Below are 16,704 nucleotides of genomic sequence, written 5' to 3' on the forward strand. Positions count from 1 at the left end.
TGATGGAGCTGAGGTCCCGGTGACCGTACGGTGGGTAGTCCACGCGGTCAACGGGTCGGCGCCGCAGCCGGGTTGCCCTGGTGGGTGAAGGCGGCCCACAGGTGGACCTGGTCGAGGTCGGCGCGGCCCGCCTCGGCGTGGAGCGGGTCGCCGAGTCCGGGCGGCGGGCGGCGGTCCCGGTCGAGCATCCACAGCTGGGCCGCGCGCAGCGCGTCGGCGGGGCCGAGGCCCCGGTCGCTGAGGAAGCGGTGGAACACGACCATCATCAGCGCGGTCGCGCCATCCCTGACGGCCCAGCGGGAGCCGACCACGTCGGCCGCGCCCCGCGCGACGAGGGCGGTGGAGAGGGTCAGCGCCTCGTCGTGGTCGCCGGTGCTCAGGTCGGTCTCGCAGGCGCTGAGCACGACGAGCGGTCCTTCCGGGTGGGGCGCCGCGGCCTCGGCGTGGTCCAGGATCCTGGCGACGGTCAGCTCGCCGTCGGCGAGCGACAGCGCCGACCTGGTGGGGCTCGGTCCCGCCACGCCGTGGCAGGAGACGTGCATGACCGCCGCAGGACGGCCGCCGCCCGGCAACACGGCCAGCAGGTCGTCGCAGCCTCCCGGCGCGTCGGGCACCCCCTCGGCGGCCACGAACTCGCCGTAGCGCCGGGCGTCCGGGTAGCAGGCCGCGCGCAGCGCCTCCGTCTCGATCTCGGCCCAGGCCAGGCTGAGCCGCGGGTCGGTGACCAGCACCCGGGGGCCAGTGGTGGGCAACCTGGCGCGGGCGGCGGCCTGTTGGAACTGCGCACCCGACGACGCGTAGGTGAACACCGCATCCTGGCAGGCGTATCGGTGGCCGCCGAGCACGATGTGCTGGCGCGCCGCGTGCCAGGGGACGACGCCGAGCGGGCCACAGGGGATCAGCACGATCCGCGGCGGCCGGCCGAGGGGGGCGAGGGAGCCGAGGACCGGGCCGATGGCGGCGGGCCAGGCCCAGTCGCACAGCTCACTCAGCGCAGCCTGCCACTCCGCCTCGGCTGCCTCCCGCGACGCGCGCGAGGCATCCTGGGCGGTCGCCACGCGGGTGCGCTCCGCGGTGGCGGTGAGGTAGCGCTCAAGATGGTGGCTGCCCGACGAGAGCAGCAGGGGCAGTTCGAGCACGGCGGGCTCGGCGTCCCCGGGGCGCAGGACCAGCGCGCACCCCGGGATGTGGGGGCGGAAGCCCTCGCCCGGGACCAGGTAGACCAGCGCGTCGGCGCCCGAGGCGGCCAGAGCGGCGGTCAGCGCGACGACGTCGGGGGCGCCGAGCAGTTCCCGCGCGCCGGTGCCGTCTCCCGTGCCCAGCGCGGCGAGCGCCCTGCGACGCGGGCTGCTCGGCAGCCCGGAGCCCGGCGGCGTCTCTCCGGTGGCGGTCCCTGGCTGGAGCGGATGCCGGGGCGTCTGCGCCCGCCGCTCCTCGGCCAGCTCCGCGTGCCCCCGGTCGGCCAGCAGCCGCGGCACGCCGTGGGTTGCGGCGGCCGCCTTGAGCACCAGGGCCCGGCCCAGTTCCAGGGCCTCCACCGCCTCGGCGGGGCGGCGGTTCTCGGCGCAGCGCAGGGCCAGGAACAGGACGTGGCCGGTCGCGGCGCGGGCCGCCGACAGGGCGTGCTCGGCGCCGAGTTGTCTGAGGACGTCGGCGGCCGTCAGCTCAAGCGCCTCGCGGCGGATCTCCATGCTGGCCTCGCGGTCCCGGCTGGCGTTCGGGCCGCCGGTGACCGCACTCGTCCAGTGGGCGGCGGCGAGTTCCCTCAGTGTGTCGTGGCGCAACGGCCCGTGGCTCTCGGCGACCAGGGCCCGGACCCGGCTCAGCTCGGCGATGCCCGGGTCGAGCAGGCCGAGGTCAGCGCGGTGGGTGATCGCGCGGAGCATGGCCTGGCCGAGGTGGAACCGGAGCACGGCCTCCTCGCGGCGGGACATCCGCGAGCCCTCGATCACCCCATGGACCTCGGCGGCGGCACGGTCCACGACCTCCCTACGGGGGTCGACCTTGGCCAGCGTGGTCATCAGCCTGGCCCGCTCCACGGGGAAGTACGGCTCGTACTGCGCCGGGAGAGTGGCGGGTTCGGTCGCCAGGGCCTCACACAGGAACCGGGCGGCGGCACGGCGGTCGGCTGGGTCTCCGGTGAGGGCGGCGCGTTCGGCGTAGGCGCTGCCCAGCGTTCCGGTGATGTCGAAGCGGGTACGCGGGTCGGACGGGGCTGCCTCGTACCGGTCGCTCAGTGTCCTGATCAGATCCTCCATCAGGCTTTCCCTCGCCGCCCGGTCCAGGCTGCGGCGGGCTAGGTCGTACCTGGAAAGGAGACCGAGCAGCGCCAGGTCGTCGTTCGGTTCAGTGGTGTCCGCCAACTCCTCGGCTATGGCCTGGGCGGCGACTCCGTCCTGGAGGCTGCCGTCGAGCTGGCCCGCGCGGCCGAGGCGATGGGCGAGGTAGAAGGAGAGGAGCCGCCGGGTGGCCGCAGCGCGCGGCCCGTCCGTGGGGAGGGCGTCGATCGACTCCCTAAGCCAGGTCGCGCTGCGTTCCACGCGCTCGATCTCGCCGTTCGACACCCACAGGTTGTCGATCGAGGCGTACAGGATCCAGTCGAGGTCGGCCTCGCCCCACCAGGCGGCGCGCGCCGCCTCGTCGGGTTCCGGCCGCATGGCCGCCGGGTCCACCGCGGCGAAGTCCGCCGTCTCGGGCAGCTGGAGGTCGGCCTGCACCAGCAGGGCGGCGTGGAGCTTGGCGAGGCGGATCCGTTCGGGCGCGTCGGCGGACAGGGCGAGCAGCGCGTCCCTGACGGCCAGCGCGGCGGCGGCGAGGCGTGCGGCGAGCGCCCCGGGGTCGCGTGCGTCTGACCTGAGCGTGGCGAGCGGTTCGCTCAGCGGCGCGAGGACCGGCAGGTCGAGGCCGAGCTGGGCCAGTTCGCGCTCGGCGTCCGCCGGGGAGACTCTGGGCCTGGTCGACGTGACGCACAGCCAGGCCAGCAGGCGCGTGCACCACGGCGGGTCCCGGCGCGCCAGGGCCACGAGCTCCCGCACGGCGCCGGCCAGCGCCTCGGCGGCGGGTTCGCCGTCCGGCGTAGCGGGGGTCGCCGGTGGCTCGGCCGCCACCTCCTGGGGCGGGGGTGGCGGTGGGGGCTGCCCCGGCGGGGCGGGGAGGGCGGAGAGCAGCGTGGCGACGTGCTCCATCAGGCGCAGCACGGCCTCCCGCGTCGTCAGGTCCCCGGCGATGACGCGTGCGAGGGCGTTCAAAGCCTCCGACAGCCGCTCCCGCAGAGGCTCGACCAGCTCGGGCGGCGCCGATTCCTCGCGCGCTTCGGGGGGAAGCTCCGCCGGTATGAGCAGGGCGGCCAGATCCATCCTGGACAGCAGGGCAAGCTGGTCGTTCAGCGGCCTGGCGCGGTCGGTCCACCGCAGGTGGCCGAGGGCGGCCGCCAGCTCCCCGGGATCGACCGGTGACCGCCTCCTGAGCACCGCCGCCATCAGCCGCCCGAGCCAGGGCACGACGGCCGCCCTGGCCGGGTCCTCGGCCGACAACAGCCGCTCGATGGTGATCAGTTGCTCGATCACCAGCCGTGGCGCCGCCGACTGCGGGTGCTGTCGCGCCTGGGGCCAGACCTGTTGCGCCTGGCGGACGGCGACAGCGGCCCAGGTGCGGAGCCCCGCGTCATGACCGTCGGGGTTCGTCATCGGCCGGGGAGGCGCTGAGCGCCCTCGGGGAGGTCCAGATCGAGGCGCATGTTCTCCCTGAGCTCCGGCAGGTCCCTGGTCCACAGCTCGGTGATCAGGGCCTGGGCCGATTCCGGTGAGTCGCTCGGGCGTCGGGTTCCGTTGGTGAGGCGCATGAGGATTCCGTAGGTGTGGTTGAGCCGGTGGTTCACCGCCCGGGCCGCCGCCAACACCGGGTCGGGTGCGACGAGTTGGAACTCGGCGTAGGAGTCGGCGTGCGCGGCGCGGGCGGCGTGGAGTTCGGTGGTGGTCGCCTCGATGCCCGTCCCGAGGCCGAGCGCGTGCAACTGGTCGGTCAGCGCGGCCAGATAGCGCCGGGCGGCGGTGTTCAGGGCGGTGTAGGCGGCGCGGTGCACCAGCACGGTGTCGCGCCTGTCCTGCTCCGCGCGGTCGGCGGTGCGCCACCGGTCGAGTCGGTTGAGCTCCTGGCTGAGCGAACGGTTGGCCTGCCGCTGGGTCAGCACGGCGGAGATCAGCGTGCCGAGCACCGCGATCCCCGTGACCAGCAGGGATTCCACCGTGGCGTCCACATCCCCTCCTCCGACGTCCTCCCTGTCCATTCAAACCGCGTTCGGCACGCCGCTCCTAGCGCCCGGCTGGGCATAGACAGGTCATTTTCTGTCCGAAGGCGCCTCCTCGGGTTCCGCGCCGGACAGGATCTCCCAAGATGAACGGGAGAGCACTGCCCGAAGGAGGAGGGGCCATGACGGGGGTCGGGGGAGCGCCGCGAGGGGACCCTCCGGGAGCCGGCGGAGGCCGAAGCGCGGGGGGCGGACTCGGCCGGGGGCCGGGAGGAGGGGGTCCGGCTGCCGCGCCCGGTGGGGGCACCGCGCGCGGCAGCCGGACCCGGTTCGGAGGACCGGACACGGTCCTGGTCCCGGCGGCCGCTGGCGCCGCCGCGGGGCAAGGCAGGAGGGAGGCGCACCGATGAACACCGAAGAACTGCTCGATCTCATCGACCGGCACCTGGACCGGATCCGCGCCGATCTGACGGAGGACCAGTTCGCCGCGTTCCTGGCGGCGACCCGGGCGTTGCTCGCGTCCGGCGAGGACGACGCCGCCGCGCGCCGCGCGCTGCTCCTGGTTCGGCGGGCGCTGATCCCGTTGCCCGATGGGAACCCGGTGCGGGAACCCGCGGTCAACCAGCTCCGGTGGGGCACGCCGGGTTCCGTCCACGCGACGGAGCGGGCCGGGGCGCTGCTGCCCCGGCTGGCGGCGCTCCTCGGAGCCGACGAGGACCCCGGCACTCTGGAGGTCGTGACGGCGGTGCGGCGGCGGCTGCTGGCCGCGCCCTCGCGGTCCGCGGGCGAGCTCGACCCCCGGGTCGCGGGTGACCCGCTGGCGGCGGGGCTGATCCGGCTGAACGACCCGATCCGCGGCCCCCGTTACCCCGACTTCCAGTTCGACCCCGACGAGGGTGGCCCGTTCGCCGTCGTCGCCAGGATCAACCGCCTGCTGCTGGCCGACCAGGACCCGTGGGGGGCGGCCGACTGGTGGTTGGGCGGCAACCGGTGGCTGGCCGACGCGCCGGCCAGCCTCATCGGGCGGGTGCCGGACGAGTTGCTCACGGCCGCGGCCGTCGCGCTGGTGGAGGGGGACTGATGCCCGCCTTCCCGCCGCCTTCGGCGCTGACCCCGCGACGGCTGACCCTGGAGGCCGACACCACGCTGTGGCGCTGTCACCGCACTGTGCACCCGGCCACCGGCTTCAACCCGGTCGCTGCGCACCCGCACTTCGGGGGCAGCCGGTTCGACGGCACGGCCGACGACCCGTACCCCTACCTCTATGTCGCCGAGGAACCGGCCACCGCGCTGGCCGAGGTCTTCCTGCGCTCGCTGGAGTTCGACCCGCGGGCCAACGCCCGGCTGATCCCCCGCGCCCAGGCGGTCCGTTACTCGCTGTCCCGGCTGACGACCTCGGCGCCGATCGAACTCATCACGCTGATCACCGAGGAGGATCTGGCCGAGGTCTTCCAGGACTCCTGGCTGCTGGAGACGGAGGGCGCCGGCTACGCGCAGACCCGGCACTGGGCGCAGGCGCTGCGCCGGGACGCCGGCTGGGCGCAGGGCATGGTCTGGCAGTCCCGCCGCCACCGGCCGCGCCTGGCCTATGTGCTGTTCGGCGACCGCCGCGACGAGGCGGCGTTGAAGGCCGACCAGGAGAGCTCCCTCGACCTGGGCACCGAGGAGGGAAGGCGGGAGGCCAACCGGCTGCTCGCCGGCCTGCGGGCCGCGATCCCGCCGCCGGAGGAGCCCGGGTGAACCGGCTACGCCGGCGGCCGGTGGATCCGCACGCCGCCGCGTACCCGCTTGCCGAGCGCCAACTCGTCGCCGCCACACAGCGGTTGGCGCCCGGAGGGCTCGACGCGGCGGCCGTTCACCCAGGTGCCGTTGAGGCTGCCGGCGGCCTCCTCCGTGACCCAGGCGGTGCCGTCCCGTTCCACCGTGATCGTGGCGTGCCGGCGGGAGACGCCGGACGAGCCGCCGAGCGCGGCGGCGGTCGCCGGCGCCCACTCCGGGTCGCGGCCCAGCCGCAGCGGCCGGCCGGGACCGGCGGTCAGCCGCAGGCAGGGGGTGTCGAGCCGCAGCACCAGGTGGGTGCGGGGGCTCAGGCAGGACGGGCAGTCGGGGGTGGCGTCCGAGGCCGGCTCGCCGCAGTTCCAGCAGGGGGCTCCGGCCCCGGCCTCTGCCGTCCGCTCCGGCGGCGGCTCCGTCGTCGTCTCGGGAACCGGGTCCGGTGCGGGGTCCTGGGCGAACTCGTCGTCCCGTCCCCCGGTCAGGTCCGGGTCGTCCCAGCCCGCCCAGTTGCTCTCGTCGTTCTCGTCGCTCTCGTCGCTCTCGTCGCTCATGATCCGCCGCTCCGCTCGGACGACCGGCTGATGTCGAGGTCGAGTCGCACGGTGCCGTCCGGGTCCTCGGTGACCGCGTCGATGGTGACCACGCTGTTCTCCGGCAGCGGCCCCTCCTCGAAGAGGGCCCGCGCCAGCGGGTTGATCAGCGCCGTCTCCAGGGCGTTGCCGATGCCGCGGCCGCCGTTGTCCAGGTCGGCGGTGCAGCGCTCGGCCAGCCGCTCGGTGGCCTTCTCGGTCAGCCGCAGGTGCAGCCGCTGGTCCTGCCGCATCAGCGAGCGGATGTTGTCCACCTGGAGGTCGAAGATGGACCGTGCCACCTCGGCGCCGATGAAGTCGAAGACCACGATGTTCCCGCCCAGCCGGTTCATCAGCTCGGGACGGCCCACCACCTCCACGAAGTGCCGCTCCACCTGGTCGCGGACCGTGGCCGCCAACTCCTGGTAGTCCGTGCCCGGTTCGACGACGCGCCGCTTGAGGCCGGTCGCCGGGTCCTCCGTCATCACCCCGAGGTTGGAGGTGAAGATCAGCACGCACTCGCTGAAGTACGTGGTGATGCCCTGGCCGTCGGTGAGCCGGCCGTCCTCCAGCACCTGGAGGAACTTGTCGAGCACGCCCTTGTCGGCCTTCTCGATCTCGTCGAACAGCACCACCCGGAAGGGGTCGGTGCGCACCGCGCTGGTCAGCTCGCCGCCCGCCTCGTAGCCGACGTAGCCGGGCGGGGCGCCCACCAGCCGGTCGGCGGAGTGCGGGGCGGAGAACTCGCTCATGTCGAAGCGGAGATACGCGTCCTCCCGCCCGAAGAGCACGGTGGCCACCGACTTGGCCAGCTCGGTCTTGCCGGTGCCGGTGGGCCCGGCGAAGAACAGCACGCCGCGCGGCCGGTGACCCGGGTGCGCGGCCTGCGCCCCCGAGAGGCCGAGGGCGGCGCGCTTGAGGATGTCCATGGTCTTGCCGATCGCCGGCGCCTGGCCCTTGACCCGGGCGCGGATGAACGCCTCGCCCTCCCGGATCTGGTTCCTGATGTGCCCACGACGCCACGGGTTGTCCTCGACGCCGAGCCGGTAGATGCGGACGGCGTCGGGCATCCGGTCGAACGGCAGCCGGCGGTCGCCGGCCAGCCGGACGGCGTCCCGCATGGCGCGCAGCGTGAGCCCGCCGGCGGCCCTGGCGAACTCCCGCGTCTCCCGGTCGGCCCGCTGGGCGGCCGGCGGGCGCTCGCCGTGCTTCAGCAGCGAGAGGGCGTCCCCCGGCGGCGCCGGCGCCTGGCCCCCGGTCGCGTTCGCGGTGTACTCGGCGGCCTGGAGGCGGGCCATCCGCCGGCGGTCCTCCATGTCGGGGAGCGGGACGCCGATGGTGCGGATCCGGTGGCTGCCGGAGACCAGCCAGGTGGGCAGGTCGCGTTCGCCGTCCGCCAGCCAGACGATCGGGTTGAACAGGGTGTGTCCGGTGCGGTGGTGGCGGATCGGCTCCACGTCGTTGGCGAGCTTCAGGCAGCCGAGGAAGAAGTCGCGCTCCCGCTCGCTGAGCCGGTTCACCTCGGTGGGGATGCGCGCCGCGTAGTCGATCAGCAGGGCCAGCCGCTGGGGGTGCTCCGGCTCGGCGGGCCCCGCGCCGAACTCGCCCCGGTCCGCGCCGGGCCTGGGCCGCTGCGCCGGTTCGAGGCCGGTGGCGACGGCGCGCAGCAGCGGTTCCAGGTCGAGCAGCGCGGGCGGGTCGGCCCTGAGCAGCCGGCCGCGGAAGCGGCGGCCGACCGTGCCGCGGCCGAGCAGCCGTTCGACGTTGGGCAGGGCGTCCGCGGGGTGCACGGTGAAGCCGTCCACCACGTCGTAGCGCACCAGGGCGTCGAAGCCGCGGAGCCGCAGGGTGTGCCAGACCAGGCCGGCCAGGCTGAAGTAGCGGTCCTGGCCGTGCCGGCTGACGAGGTAGTCGTCGCGGATGTTGCCGTGCAGGACGTACTGCGCGTGCACGCTGAGGGTGCCGGCGAGTTCCTGGGCGAAGGGCGGCATCGTCAGGCCGGCCTGCTCCTCGGCGCCCGGCGGTTGCTGGGTCACGGGCGTCACTCCCCCGGCCTGTGGTGGCGGGCCCGGGGCTCGCGGTCGTCCGGGCGCCGGTCGGCGGCGGGGGCGGCGTGGCCCCGGCGGGTGTCGGCGGCGGTCGGGGTCTCGTCGAAGACGAGGTCGAGTGCGAGCCCGGCCTCGGCGGCGGCCCCGGCGAGGCGGGCGAGGTGTTCGCCTGCCTCGTGGCAGCGGCGCCGGTCCAACTCCCTGGCCGCCCTGGTGTCCTCGTGCGGGGCCCTGGCCCGGTGGACGGTCTGGACCCGGAGCGTGCCCTGCCGGTCGAGGGCGAGGCGCAGCCAGTGCTCGGTTCCCCAGCCGGGCGGCACCCACTCGATGTGCTCGACGCCCGGCGCCGGCTGACGTACCGTCAGTCGGTCGCCGGCGGCCATCGCCGCCAGCTCCCGGCGCAACAGCTCGGCGACGTAGGCGCGTTGCAGCGCCTCGTGGCGGGCGGCGACCCGGGCGCTGATCTCGGCCCGCCGCCTGGGGTCGGGGGGTTCGCCCGTCGCCAGCGCCCGCTCCAGCGCGGCGAACTCCGGCCCTCCCTCGGGCCAGGGGTCGATGCCCTCGGGCAACGGCTGGCGGAGGAAGCGGAGTTGTTGGGCCGCCCACTCCGTGGTCTCCCGGTGGTCGGCCGCCCGCCAGTTGGCGGCGAAGGCCAGCTCGCGGGCCTCGGAGAGATGGCGCGCCGCGGCGGCCGGCCGGGCCCCGGCCAGCTCCACGGCGTGCCGGATCGCCTCCTGGATCGCGACGCACTCGGCCGCCGGGACGGCCGGGTCGAGACCGGCGAGCAGCTCGGCGCCCAGCTCGGTGGCCGGCTCGGCGGCCGGCCCGGCGGCGAGCGCGCCGGCGTCCGGCGGCGGAGTGGTGTACGCGGGCAGCGCGGCGACGGCCGCCGTCTCGGTCTCCGCCTCGGCGTAGCCGGCCAGCGCGCGCTCGCGGCGGGCCCTGAGCCGGGCGGCGCGGTCGGCGGCGGCCTCGTCCCGCTCCCCCAGGACGGCCGCGGCCGCCGCCATGGCCCGCCTGGCCAGCTCGGCCTCCAGCAGCCGGACGGCCCGGTCGGTGTCGGCGAGCCACCGGTGCACCCCGGCCAGGTCAAGACCCACCGGGTCGAGGACGGACGGCAGCCGGGGCAGCGGCGCCGGTCCTGGACCGCCGCCGGGCCGGGGGCCGCCCGGCGGCCGTTCGCGGTCGATCCTGGCGCGCAGCGCGTCGATCCTGGCGTTGGCCCGGCACACCGCGAAGGCGGCGTCCCGCCACAGCTCCTGCGACCGCCTGGCGCCGCGCAGTTCCTCGGCCCGCAGGCACTGGGCGTCGGCGGCCCTGACGGCCGCCTCGGCCAGCAGCCGGGTGCCGGTCATGGCGGCCCGGCCGGCGAGCAGCGCCCCACTGAGCGCGCCGAGGCCGAGCACCGCCGTGCCGAGCACGTCGAGCAACTGGTCGGTGACCACGTCGGCGGACGGCAGGTGCGTGGACGGCAGGTGGAGGTCGGGGAACGCGATGCTCGGCAGCACGAACGTCACGTCGGGATCCGCGTATCCGCTGCTCATGGGAGCTCTCCAGTCGGGCTGTCCCGGCGGTCGCCGAGCGGTTGGCCTGGGGGCGCGGCCGCTCGCCGTCCCGGCCACGCCCGGTGGCGTCGCCAGGTCCACCAGGCGAGGGCGAGCACGGTGCCCGCCGGCCAGAGCCAGGCCGCGAGGAGCAGGGTGACGAGGAGCAGCCCGACCACGGCCACGACGGCCAGGGTGCCGAGCACCCGGTGCCTGAGCACGGGCCTGGCGGCCCGCCCGGCCTGGTGGATCACCAGACCGGCCAGCGAGCGCTCCGGATGGTAGAAGAGGTAGCCGATGCGGTGGGCGACCCAGAGCTCCAGGGCGAACGTCGCCGCGGCGGCGGGCACCGCGTAGCCCCAGGCGGCGGCCACCGTGGTCTGGGGGGCCAGGTTCACCACGTCGGCGAGCCCGACCAGGAAGATCCAGGGCACGGTCACGGCGAGGGCGCCGGCGGCCGCCCAGCCGAGCGTGGGTGGCAGCTCCTGGACGGTGAGCCAGGCCGCGGCCGCGTCGAGCCGGCGCGCCTCCCGCGCCAGTTCCCGGTCGACGCGGCGCCGTTCGGCGTCCCGCTCGGCCAGGCCGGCGAGCCGGCCGGCGAGCAGCAGCCGCAGCGGGTCGCGCCGGTCGCTCGTCAACCAGCCGTACCAGTCGACGGGTTCGGGCAGCGACCGCAGCCGCCTGGCGGCGTCCTCGGCAAGCCGCTCACGGCACCGCTCGGGGGCGGCGGCGATGTGCAACAGCTGGGCCAGCAGCGGTCCTTCGACGGCGGTGAGCGCCGGCTGGTCGCGAAGTCGCCGACGCAGCGCGGGGAACTCGGCGCACAGCGCGTCGACCGTGGGCTGCCAGCGCTGCCGCACGGCCCGCCAGTCGCGGTGGATCGCGGCCAGCCCCTCGCCGCCCGGCCGGGCGTCGAGCAGCGGCAGGATCTCGTGCCCGGCCAGCTCCTCGACGACGGCGCTTGACCGCTCGTCGTCCACGGCCCTGGCCGCCAGGTCGGTCAGCCCGTAGGCCGGGTCGAGTTGCTCGCCACGGTAGGAGGGCCCGAGGGCCGGGGCGAGCCAGGAGAGCAGCCGCACCAGCACGGTGGGACCAGGGCGGCGCTCCAACAGCTCGACCAGCGCCGCGAGTTCCTCCCTGGCGGCCTGGTCGTAGCGGGGCGCGGCCGCGAACTGCCGTAACCAGTCGGTGAACGCGCCGCGGCCACGGCCATGGGCCAGGGCGCGCTCCAGCTGCGCCCAGTAGCCGTCGAAGGCCTTACCGAGCCGCACCGGGTTGGTGAACTCCTGCCCCATGAACGGGAAGGCCGCGACGTCCGCGCCCTCGGGTGGGGCGGGGGAAGGCCAGTCGGCCGGGGCGACCGGCGGCGCGCCGCCGGCCAGCCACTCGGCGACCTGCGCCGAGCCCCACCGCAGGTCGGGGTCGCGGGTGAGCAGCCCCCGGCAGAGGGCGCTGAGCCCGGGTTCGGTGACCAGGGACAGGTCGGGCGGCCCCGAGGACAGTTCGAGGTCCACATAGCCCGAGTGGCTGTGCCGGATGGGGTGTCGGCCGCCGGCCAGCTCGGCGACGATCATCCCGAGGGCCCACCAGTCGGCCTGCGGATGGATCATCTGCCGGCGCGCCACGGCCTGCGGGGAGAGGTAGAGCGGGGTGCCCACCCAGGCGTCGCGGTCGGCGAGCCGCTCCTCGGGAGCGTACGCGGCGACGGAGAAGTCGACGAGGGTCAGCTCCGGGTCGGCCGGGTCGAGGGAGCCGAGCACGACGTTGGCCGGGCTGACGTCGCGGTGCACGATGCCGAGCCGGTGCGCGGCGGTCAGCGCGGCGTGCAGCTGGGTGACGACGGAGCGCACCAACACCGGGTCGGCGGGCCCCGGATGGTCACGCCGGTACTGGGCGAGGTCGGTGTCCCCGTAGGACGGGGCGATCTCGTAGGGGTGCCCGTCGATCCGGCCGGTCTCGGTCAACCGGACGACGTGCGGGAGCTGTCGGGTGCGCAGCAGCTCGCGGACCCGGGGGTCGCCTGGCCTGGCGCGGTCGTACCACTTGACGACGTGGCTGCCCGCCTCGTCCCGCACCCGGTAGACGGCGGCCTGGTCGGGGCGTTCCGGGCGGCGCAGCACCTCGCGGAGCCGGAACCTGGCCCGCAGCGGTGGCGGCAGTCGGGACGTGTCGCCGCGGCCGCCGCCCCCACCGGCGGCCCCGTCGCCGGATTCGAACTCGGTGGCCGGTACGCCGCCCGGTGCGGCGGCCGTCGGCTCGTACTCGGTGGGCGGCGGCGGTTCCGGCGGCTCTCCTGGCCCGCGCGGCCCGCCGTCCGCCGCCGACCCTTCGGGATCGGTCATGGACGATCACCGTAATTCCCTCGGAAACAAGCGAATTGAATTCTAGCGAGAAGTGCCGCCGCACGAATGGCGGTTCCTGGTGCACCTCCGGGTTTTGTCCGGGCGGAAACCGTCGGATTTCTGGGCGGCGCCGGATGGATATCGCGGCGGCCGGGCACCGATACGGCGATTCGGTAGGGAGGGATCTCCATGGTGGAGGAGACGCCGGCTGCTTCAGGCAGGTCGGAGGTGGCGGTGCGGATCAGCGGCACGCACTTCCCGGTGACGACGCTCGGCCCCGGCCGGCGGCTGGGCATCTGGTTCCAGGGCTGCCCGCTGGCCTGCCCCGGCTGCATGTCCCGGCACACCTGGGACCCGGGAGGCGGCCGGGCCGCCGGGCTCGGCGAGTTGCTCGACCGGTGGCGGGCGGCGCTGGAGGCCGGTGCGGAGGGGCTCACCATCAGCGGCGGCGAGCCGTTGTCCCAGGCCCCGGCGCTCGCGGCGCTGCTCGAGGGGGCGCGCGCGGTGGCGCGGGAGGTGGTCGCCGGGGGCCGCCCCGTCGACCTTCTCGTCTACACCGGCCACACCGAGGCCGAGTTGGTGGCCGCGCCGCCGCTGTGGGAGGCGCTGCGGCACGCGGACGCCCTGGTCACCGGCCGCTATGTCGCCGCCGAGCCGACGGACCTGGTCTGGCGCGGCTCGGCCAACCAGCGGCTGCGTCCCCTGACGGAGCTCGGCCGGCGCCGGTACGAGCCGCACCTGGCACGCGCCGCCACCGGGCCCACGGTGCAGGTGGTGGGTTCGGCGGCCGGCGGGGTCCTGCTGTACGGGGTGCCGCGGCGCGGCGAACTGGCCGAGCTCGAACGGCGGTCGCGGGCCGCCGGCACCCGCCTCTCGGGGCCGAGTTGGCGCCGCTAGGCCCTGTCCGGGCGATCTTCTTCGGCCCGCCCCGCCAGCTACGGCACCTCGCCGCGTTACCCCACGCCGCGGAGCGGCATGTCAGGCGCCGCGCGCGAATACGGCCACGTATGAGCTGCGCCGCGGTCGATGTGCGGCTCCGCCGCGTGGGGCGCCTTGCGCGAAGCGAATGGGGGCACTCCCCCAAGCGCTCCGTGCAGGGGGCACCCCCACCCAGGCCGCCAGGCCTGGGGGAGCCAAGGGCTGATCCTCGAAGACCGCCCGGACAGGACCTGGCCCTAGGCGCGGCTGGCGCCGCCGCGCAGCGGGTCGAGGTCGGCGATGGCCTCGGCCGTGGCCCGGTTCTTGACCACCATGTGCACGGTCCAGTCGGGGTCGCGGAGCAGTTCCTCGTGCACCGCCCAGCCGATCCAGCTGGCGCTGACCTCGGGCGCGAGCCTGGCCCGCCCGGCGCCCATCAGCGGGAAGCAGATCGAGGAGAGCGGCGGGTCGAACGCCTCGCGTTCGGCCCTGGCCAGCGCGAACGCCTCGCGCACCGCCCTGGCGATGTCCCCGGGCGCCACCTCGTAGCCGTCCCGGTCGGCGAACGGCACGGCGACGGCCGCGTGGTAGACCCGGCGGATGCCGTGCGCCCGCATCGCGCCGGACGAGGTGGCCGCGACCGTGCCGGGCCTGACCGGCAGCCCCGGCCTGCCGTGCTCGCGCACCCAGGCGGCGAGTTCGTCGGCGAGCACGTCGTCCACCAGCTGGCCGGCCGCGTCCCGGACCGCGCCGGCCCGGCGCAGCGCCCCGGAGAGCGTGGGCCCGAAGGTCCTGGCCATCTCCAGGTAGACGTTCTCCGAGGAGACCAGGATGTCGATGTTCCGCAGCAGGTCGACCGGGGAGACGTGCAGCACGAAGGGCGCCGGCGCGTCCGCGACGGTGGTCTCGATCCTGGTGGGCGGCGCCGGGTCGACCTTCGGCGGCTCGGCGCCCCGGTCGGCGGCCGGTGCGGCCGGTGCGGCGGGCGTGCCGCCGGCCTGACGGGCCGGCCGGCGGCCGGGCTCCCGGCACAGCGCCAGCACGGCCTCGGCGAGCTGGTCGAGGACCTGGCCCTCCTGCCGCTTGCGGAACGTCTCGGTGGAGACCCCGTACACCAGGGCCGCGGCCTTCCTGCGGTCCTGCGCCGCGGCACCCCGGCCGCCGGGCACCAGGCCGAAGCTCCGGGCCGCGGCGAGACCCAGCGTGTCGCGCTCGCCGAGCCGCTGCACGGCCTGGCGGAGCAGCGCCTCGACGCCGGCCGGCACGTCGTCGGAGCCGGCGCAGAAGCCGCAGGAGAGCGCGGCCCTCCGCAGGGCGGGCAGCGGGACGGTACGCAGGCCGGCGAGGCCGGGACGGCGTAATGATCGCAAATCTGCGACGAGTTCGGCGTGTGTGGGGGAGCTCGCCGCGATATCCGCACCCATATGGACAACAGTAGACGTTACGTCGACCGCGCCACGAGACTTCGGACGATCCCGCCTCGCGCACCACGCCCCCGCGTCACGGGATCCGGCGCCCCGCGATCCGGTGCCACGCGCGGGCGGGTTCCGGGTGAACGCAGGTCGTTTTCCGGGGCCTTCGGGATCCATTCCCCCACAACTCGCCGGCGCCTGCTAAGGATTTCGGTAAGGAAACGCGTCGCCCCGAATTCGAGGGGCCGAAACGCGAAGGGGATCGCCACGCGCAGTCGGTCGAAACGACCGAGACGGAGGAATGAGCGAGCGTGATCAGAACAGACAACGTCAACCGCGTCGTTCGGAACGCGGTGCCGCCGCGGACCGCGCTCTGGGCGGCGCGGATCCGCGGCAGAAGGGACGGCCGCAGCGGCCTGCCCCACGTGCCGGAGCCCACCGACCTCCCGCTCGCGCAGGGCACGGTCGTGACCGCGTTCGTCCGGGAGCAGCGGGCCACCGCGTACCGGGCCGTCGAGCAGCTGCGCTCCCGGACGCTCGACCGCGAGCGGCGGCTCATCACCCGTATCAGGCGCGAGGCCGTCCACGTGGTGGAGCGGTACGAGGGCCGGGGGCGCCCGGCGCCCGCCGCGCTGGCCGGGTTCGGCGAGCGGGTGGGCGAGTGGCGCGCCAAGGCCGACGTCTGCCGCTGCCGGGCCGTCGCGGTCACCGAGGAGATCAACCAACTGGTCTGCTGCTACTGGGACGCGGTACGGCGGCACCACCGCGACATCGCCGATCCCGCGCCCCCGCACCTGGCGCACTGGGCGCCGGCGCGCCTCGAACTCGACGCGACCTGGCGGGAGTCGGACAGCTGGCTGATCGAGCCGGCCGCCGGCGAGCTCTCCCACACGGCCAGGGCGCTGGCGATCCTGGACGCCGAGCCCACGGCCGCCCGCCCGCGAAGGGGGCGCTGAGATGGCACGCCACACCACCCCCCGCGCCGGCGGCCAGCGCCGCCACCGGACGACGCTGCCGGCCGCGGCCCTGGCCGCGGCGCTGGCCGCGGGCGCCACCGGCTGCGGCGCCATCGGCGAGGCGCTCGGCACCAGCGTCGACCGCTACTCGACGGCCTGCGCCCTGCTGGTCGACGGCTCGGGCTCCGGCGCCCCGTCCCCCGAGGGATTCGACGCGGAGGCCAAGCTGCACTCCACGCTGCCCGACTTCCTCCGGGACCTCGAATGCCGCACGCTGGCCTTCGCCCCCATCACCGGCGCGTCCCAGTTCTCCTCGTGCCAGGCCGAGGGGATCGACCTGGACCCCGACGCCGACGCCACGCTCGACCGGGACGACGTGCGGGCCGCGCAGCGTGCGGTGGCCGAGGACGTCGCCGCCGAACTCCTCGACTGCGCGCGGACGACCCGGTCGGGCTCCGACGTGCTCGGCGCGCTGAGCCGGGTCGCGGACTCCGCCCCGGGGGACGGCGAGGCGTTCCACATCCTGGTGGTCAGCGACTTCATCCAGTCCAACCTCGAACCGGGGCTGACCGAGCAGGACCTGACGACGCCGGAGTCCCGCGCGGCGCTCATCGACTGGCTCGCCGAGCGGGGGCGGGTGCCGGAACTCGCGGACGCCGTCGTCCACCCGGCCGGCTACGGCATGTGGTTCAGCCGGGACCCCGAGGACTACGCGGACTTCGACGCGTTCTGGACCGAGTTGCTCGAAGGGCGGGCGGACGCCGATGTCGACGACACTTACCGGCGCTGACGACGGCCCCCGCCGTCGGATACCGCGGCCTGGCCGCCGGCGGGCCACCGGCGGGGCGCCGGCGCCCGGCACCGCGCCGCGGGTCTGGCCGCGGCCCTGGCGG

General features: G+C 75.6%; 12 protein-coding genes. 5 read left to right on the forward strand and 7 right to left on the reverse strand.

Annotation, left to right across the window (positions count from 1 at the left end; translation table 11 throughout):
* Nucleotides 1-47: 47 nt before the first annotated feature.
* A complete protein-coding gene (locus tag ACYVPE_RS07575) occupies nucleotides 48-3,686 on the reverse strand; it encodes a CHAT domain-containing protein (protein ID WP_461032645.1) in 3,639 nt (1,212 codons plus the stop codon).
* Nucleotides 3,683-4,255 carry a hypothetical protein gene (locus ACYVPE_RS07580; RefSeq protein WP_461032646.1) on the reverse strand — a complete coding sequence of 191 codons (573 nt, stop codon included), beginning with the start codon at nucleotides 4,253-4,255 and terminating at the stop codon, nucleotides 3,683-3,685. Before ACYVPE_RS07580 ends, ACYVPE_RS07575 begins: the two co-directional genes overlap by 4 nt.
* A gap of 397 nt (nucleotides 4,256-4,652) precedes the next feature.
* On the opposite strand from ACYVPE_RS07580, the gene ACYVPE_RS07585 reads away from it, so the two are divergent.
* Both ACYVPE_RS07585 and ACYVPE_RS07590 read left to right on the forward strand, forming a co-directional pair.
* Nucleotides 4,653-5,327, forward strand: coding sequence for a hypothetical protein (locus ACYVPE_RS07585; protein ID WP_461032647.1), 675 nt, complete (start codon nucleotides 4,653-4,655; stop codon nucleotides 5,325-5,327).
* Complete coding sequence (locus ACYVPE_RS07590; protein WP_461032648.1) at nucleotides 5,327-5,986, forward strand: RES family NAD+ phosphorylase; 660 nt, start codon at nucleotides 5,327-5,329, stop codon at nucleotides 5,984-5,986. Before ACYVPE_RS07585 ends, ACYVPE_RS07590 begins: the two co-directional genes overlap by 1 nt.
* A 5-nt stretch (nucleotides 5,987-5,991) precedes the next feature.
* On the opposite strand, the gene ACYVPE_RS07595 is transcribed toward ACYVPE_RS07590, so the two are convergent.
* From ACYVPE_RS07595 to ACYVPE_RS07610, 4 genes are read right to left on the reverse strand one after another with little or no spacing between them, the layout of a single operon-like run.
* Nucleotides 5,992-6,573: an FHA domain-containing protein gene (locus ACYVPE_RS07595; RefSeq protein ID WP_461032649.1), complete on the reverse strand. Its 582-nt coding sequence runs from the start codon at nucleotides 6,571-6,573 to the stop codon at nucleotides 5,992-5,994.
* Nucleotides 6,570-8,627, reverse strand: a complete 2,058-nt coding sequence (locus tag ACYVPE_RS07600) for an AAA family ATPase (RefSeq protein ID WP_461032650.1) — start codon at nucleotides 8,625-8,627, stop codon at nucleotides 6,570-6,572. The genes ACYVPE_RS07595 and ACYVPE_RS07600 overlap by 4 nt, the downstream gene beginning before the upstream one ends.
* A 5-nt stretch (nucleotides 8,628-8,632) precedes the next feature.
* On the reverse strand, nucleotides 8,633-10,183 hold the full coding sequence (locus tag ACYVPE_RS07605) for a hypothetical protein (RefSeq protein WP_461032651.1): 1,551 nt from the start codon (nucleotides 10,181-10,183) through the stop codon (nucleotides 8,633-8,635).
* Nucleotides 10,180-12,525, reverse strand: coding sequence for a serine/threonine protein kinase (locus tag ACYVPE_RS07610; protein WP_461032652.1), 2,346 nt, complete (start codon nucleotides 12,523-12,525; stop codon nucleotides 10,180-10,182). The genes ACYVPE_RS07605 and ACYVPE_RS07610 overlap by 4 nt, the downstream gene beginning before the upstream one ends.
* 189 nt (nucleotides 12,526-12,714) lie before the next feature.
* On the opposite strand from ACYVPE_RS07610, the gene ACYVPE_RS07615 reads away from it, so the two are divergent.
* Entirely contained in the window at nucleotides 12,715-13,422 is a 708-nt protein-coding gene (locus ACYVPE_RS07615; protein ID WP_461032653.1) for a 4Fe-4S single cluster domain-containing protein, read from the forward strand.
* Nucleotides 13,423-13,700: 278 nt separating this feature from the next.
* On the opposite strand, the gene ACYVPE_RS07620 is transcribed toward ACYVPE_RS07615, so the two are convergent.
* A complete protein-coding gene (locus ACYVPE_RS07620) occupies nucleotides 13,701-14,867 on the reverse strand; it encodes a macro domain-containing protein (protein ID WP_461032654.1) in 1,167 nt (388 codons plus the stop codon).
* A gap of 299 nt (nucleotides 14,868-15,166) precedes the next feature.
* Between ACYVPE_RS07620 and ACYVPE_RS07625 the strand changes: the two genes are divergently transcribed.
* Together ACYVPE_RS07625 and ACYVPE_RS07630 are read left to right on the forward strand one after the other, a co-directional pair.
* Nucleotides 15,167-15,811 carry a hypothetical protein gene (locus ACYVPE_RS07625; RefSeq protein ID WP_461032655.1) on the forward strand — a complete coding sequence of 215 codons (645 nt, stop codon included), beginning with the start codon at nucleotides 15,167-15,169 and terminating at the stop codon, nucleotides 15,809-15,811.
* A gap of 1 nt (nucleotide 15,812) precedes the next feature.
* Nucleotides 15,813-16,601: a hypothetical protein gene (locus ACYVPE_RS07630; RefSeq protein ID WP_461032656.1), complete on the forward strand. Its 789-nt coding sequence runs from the start codon at nucleotides 15,813-15,815 to the stop codon at nucleotides 16,599-16,601.
* Nucleotides 16,602-16,704: the final 103 nt, after the last annotated feature.

The sequence above is a fragment of the Streptomyces mayteni genome (assembly GCF_054783955.1).

Bases quoted from the DNA above. Each gene is read 5' to 3' on its own strand.
- ACYVPE_RS07575 (WP_461032645.1), bottom strand. From the start codon at position 3,686: ATGACGAACCCCGACGGTCATGACGCGGGGCTCCGCACCTGGGCCGCT.
- ACYVPE_RS07610 (WP_461032652.1), bottom strand. From the start codon at position 12,525: ATGACCGATCCCGAAGGGTCGGCGGCGGACGGCGGGCCGCGCGGGCCA.
- ACYVPE_RS07595 (WP_461032649.1), bottom strand. From the start codon at position 6,573: ATGAGCGACGAGAGCGACGAGAGCGACGAGAACGACGAGAGCAACTGG.
- ACYVPE_RS07585 (WP_461032647.1), top strand. From the start codon at position 4,653: ATGAACACCGAAGAACTGCTCGATCTCATCGACCGGCACCTGGACCGG.
- ACYVPE_RS07615 (WP_461032653.1), top strand. From the start codon at position 12,715: ATGGTGGAGGAGACGCCGGCTGCTTCAGGCAGGTCGGAGGTGGCGGTG.
- ACYVPE_RS07630 (WP_461032656.1), top strand. From the start codon at position 15,813: ATGGCACGCCACACCACCCCCCGCGCCGGCGGCCAGCGCCGCCACCGG.
- ACYVPE_RS07590 (WP_461032648.1), top strand. From the start codon at position 5,327: ATGCCCGCCTTCCCGCCGCCTTCGGCGCTGACCCCGCGACGGCTGACC.
- ACYVPE_RS07620 (WP_461032654.1), bottom strand. From the start codon at position 14,867: ATGGGTGCGGATATCGCGGCGAGCTCCCCCACACACGCCGAACTCGTC.
- ACYVPE_RS07605 (WP_461032651.1), bottom strand. From the start codon at position 10,183: ATGAGCAGCGGATACGCGGATCCCGACGTGACGTTCGTGCTGCCGAGC.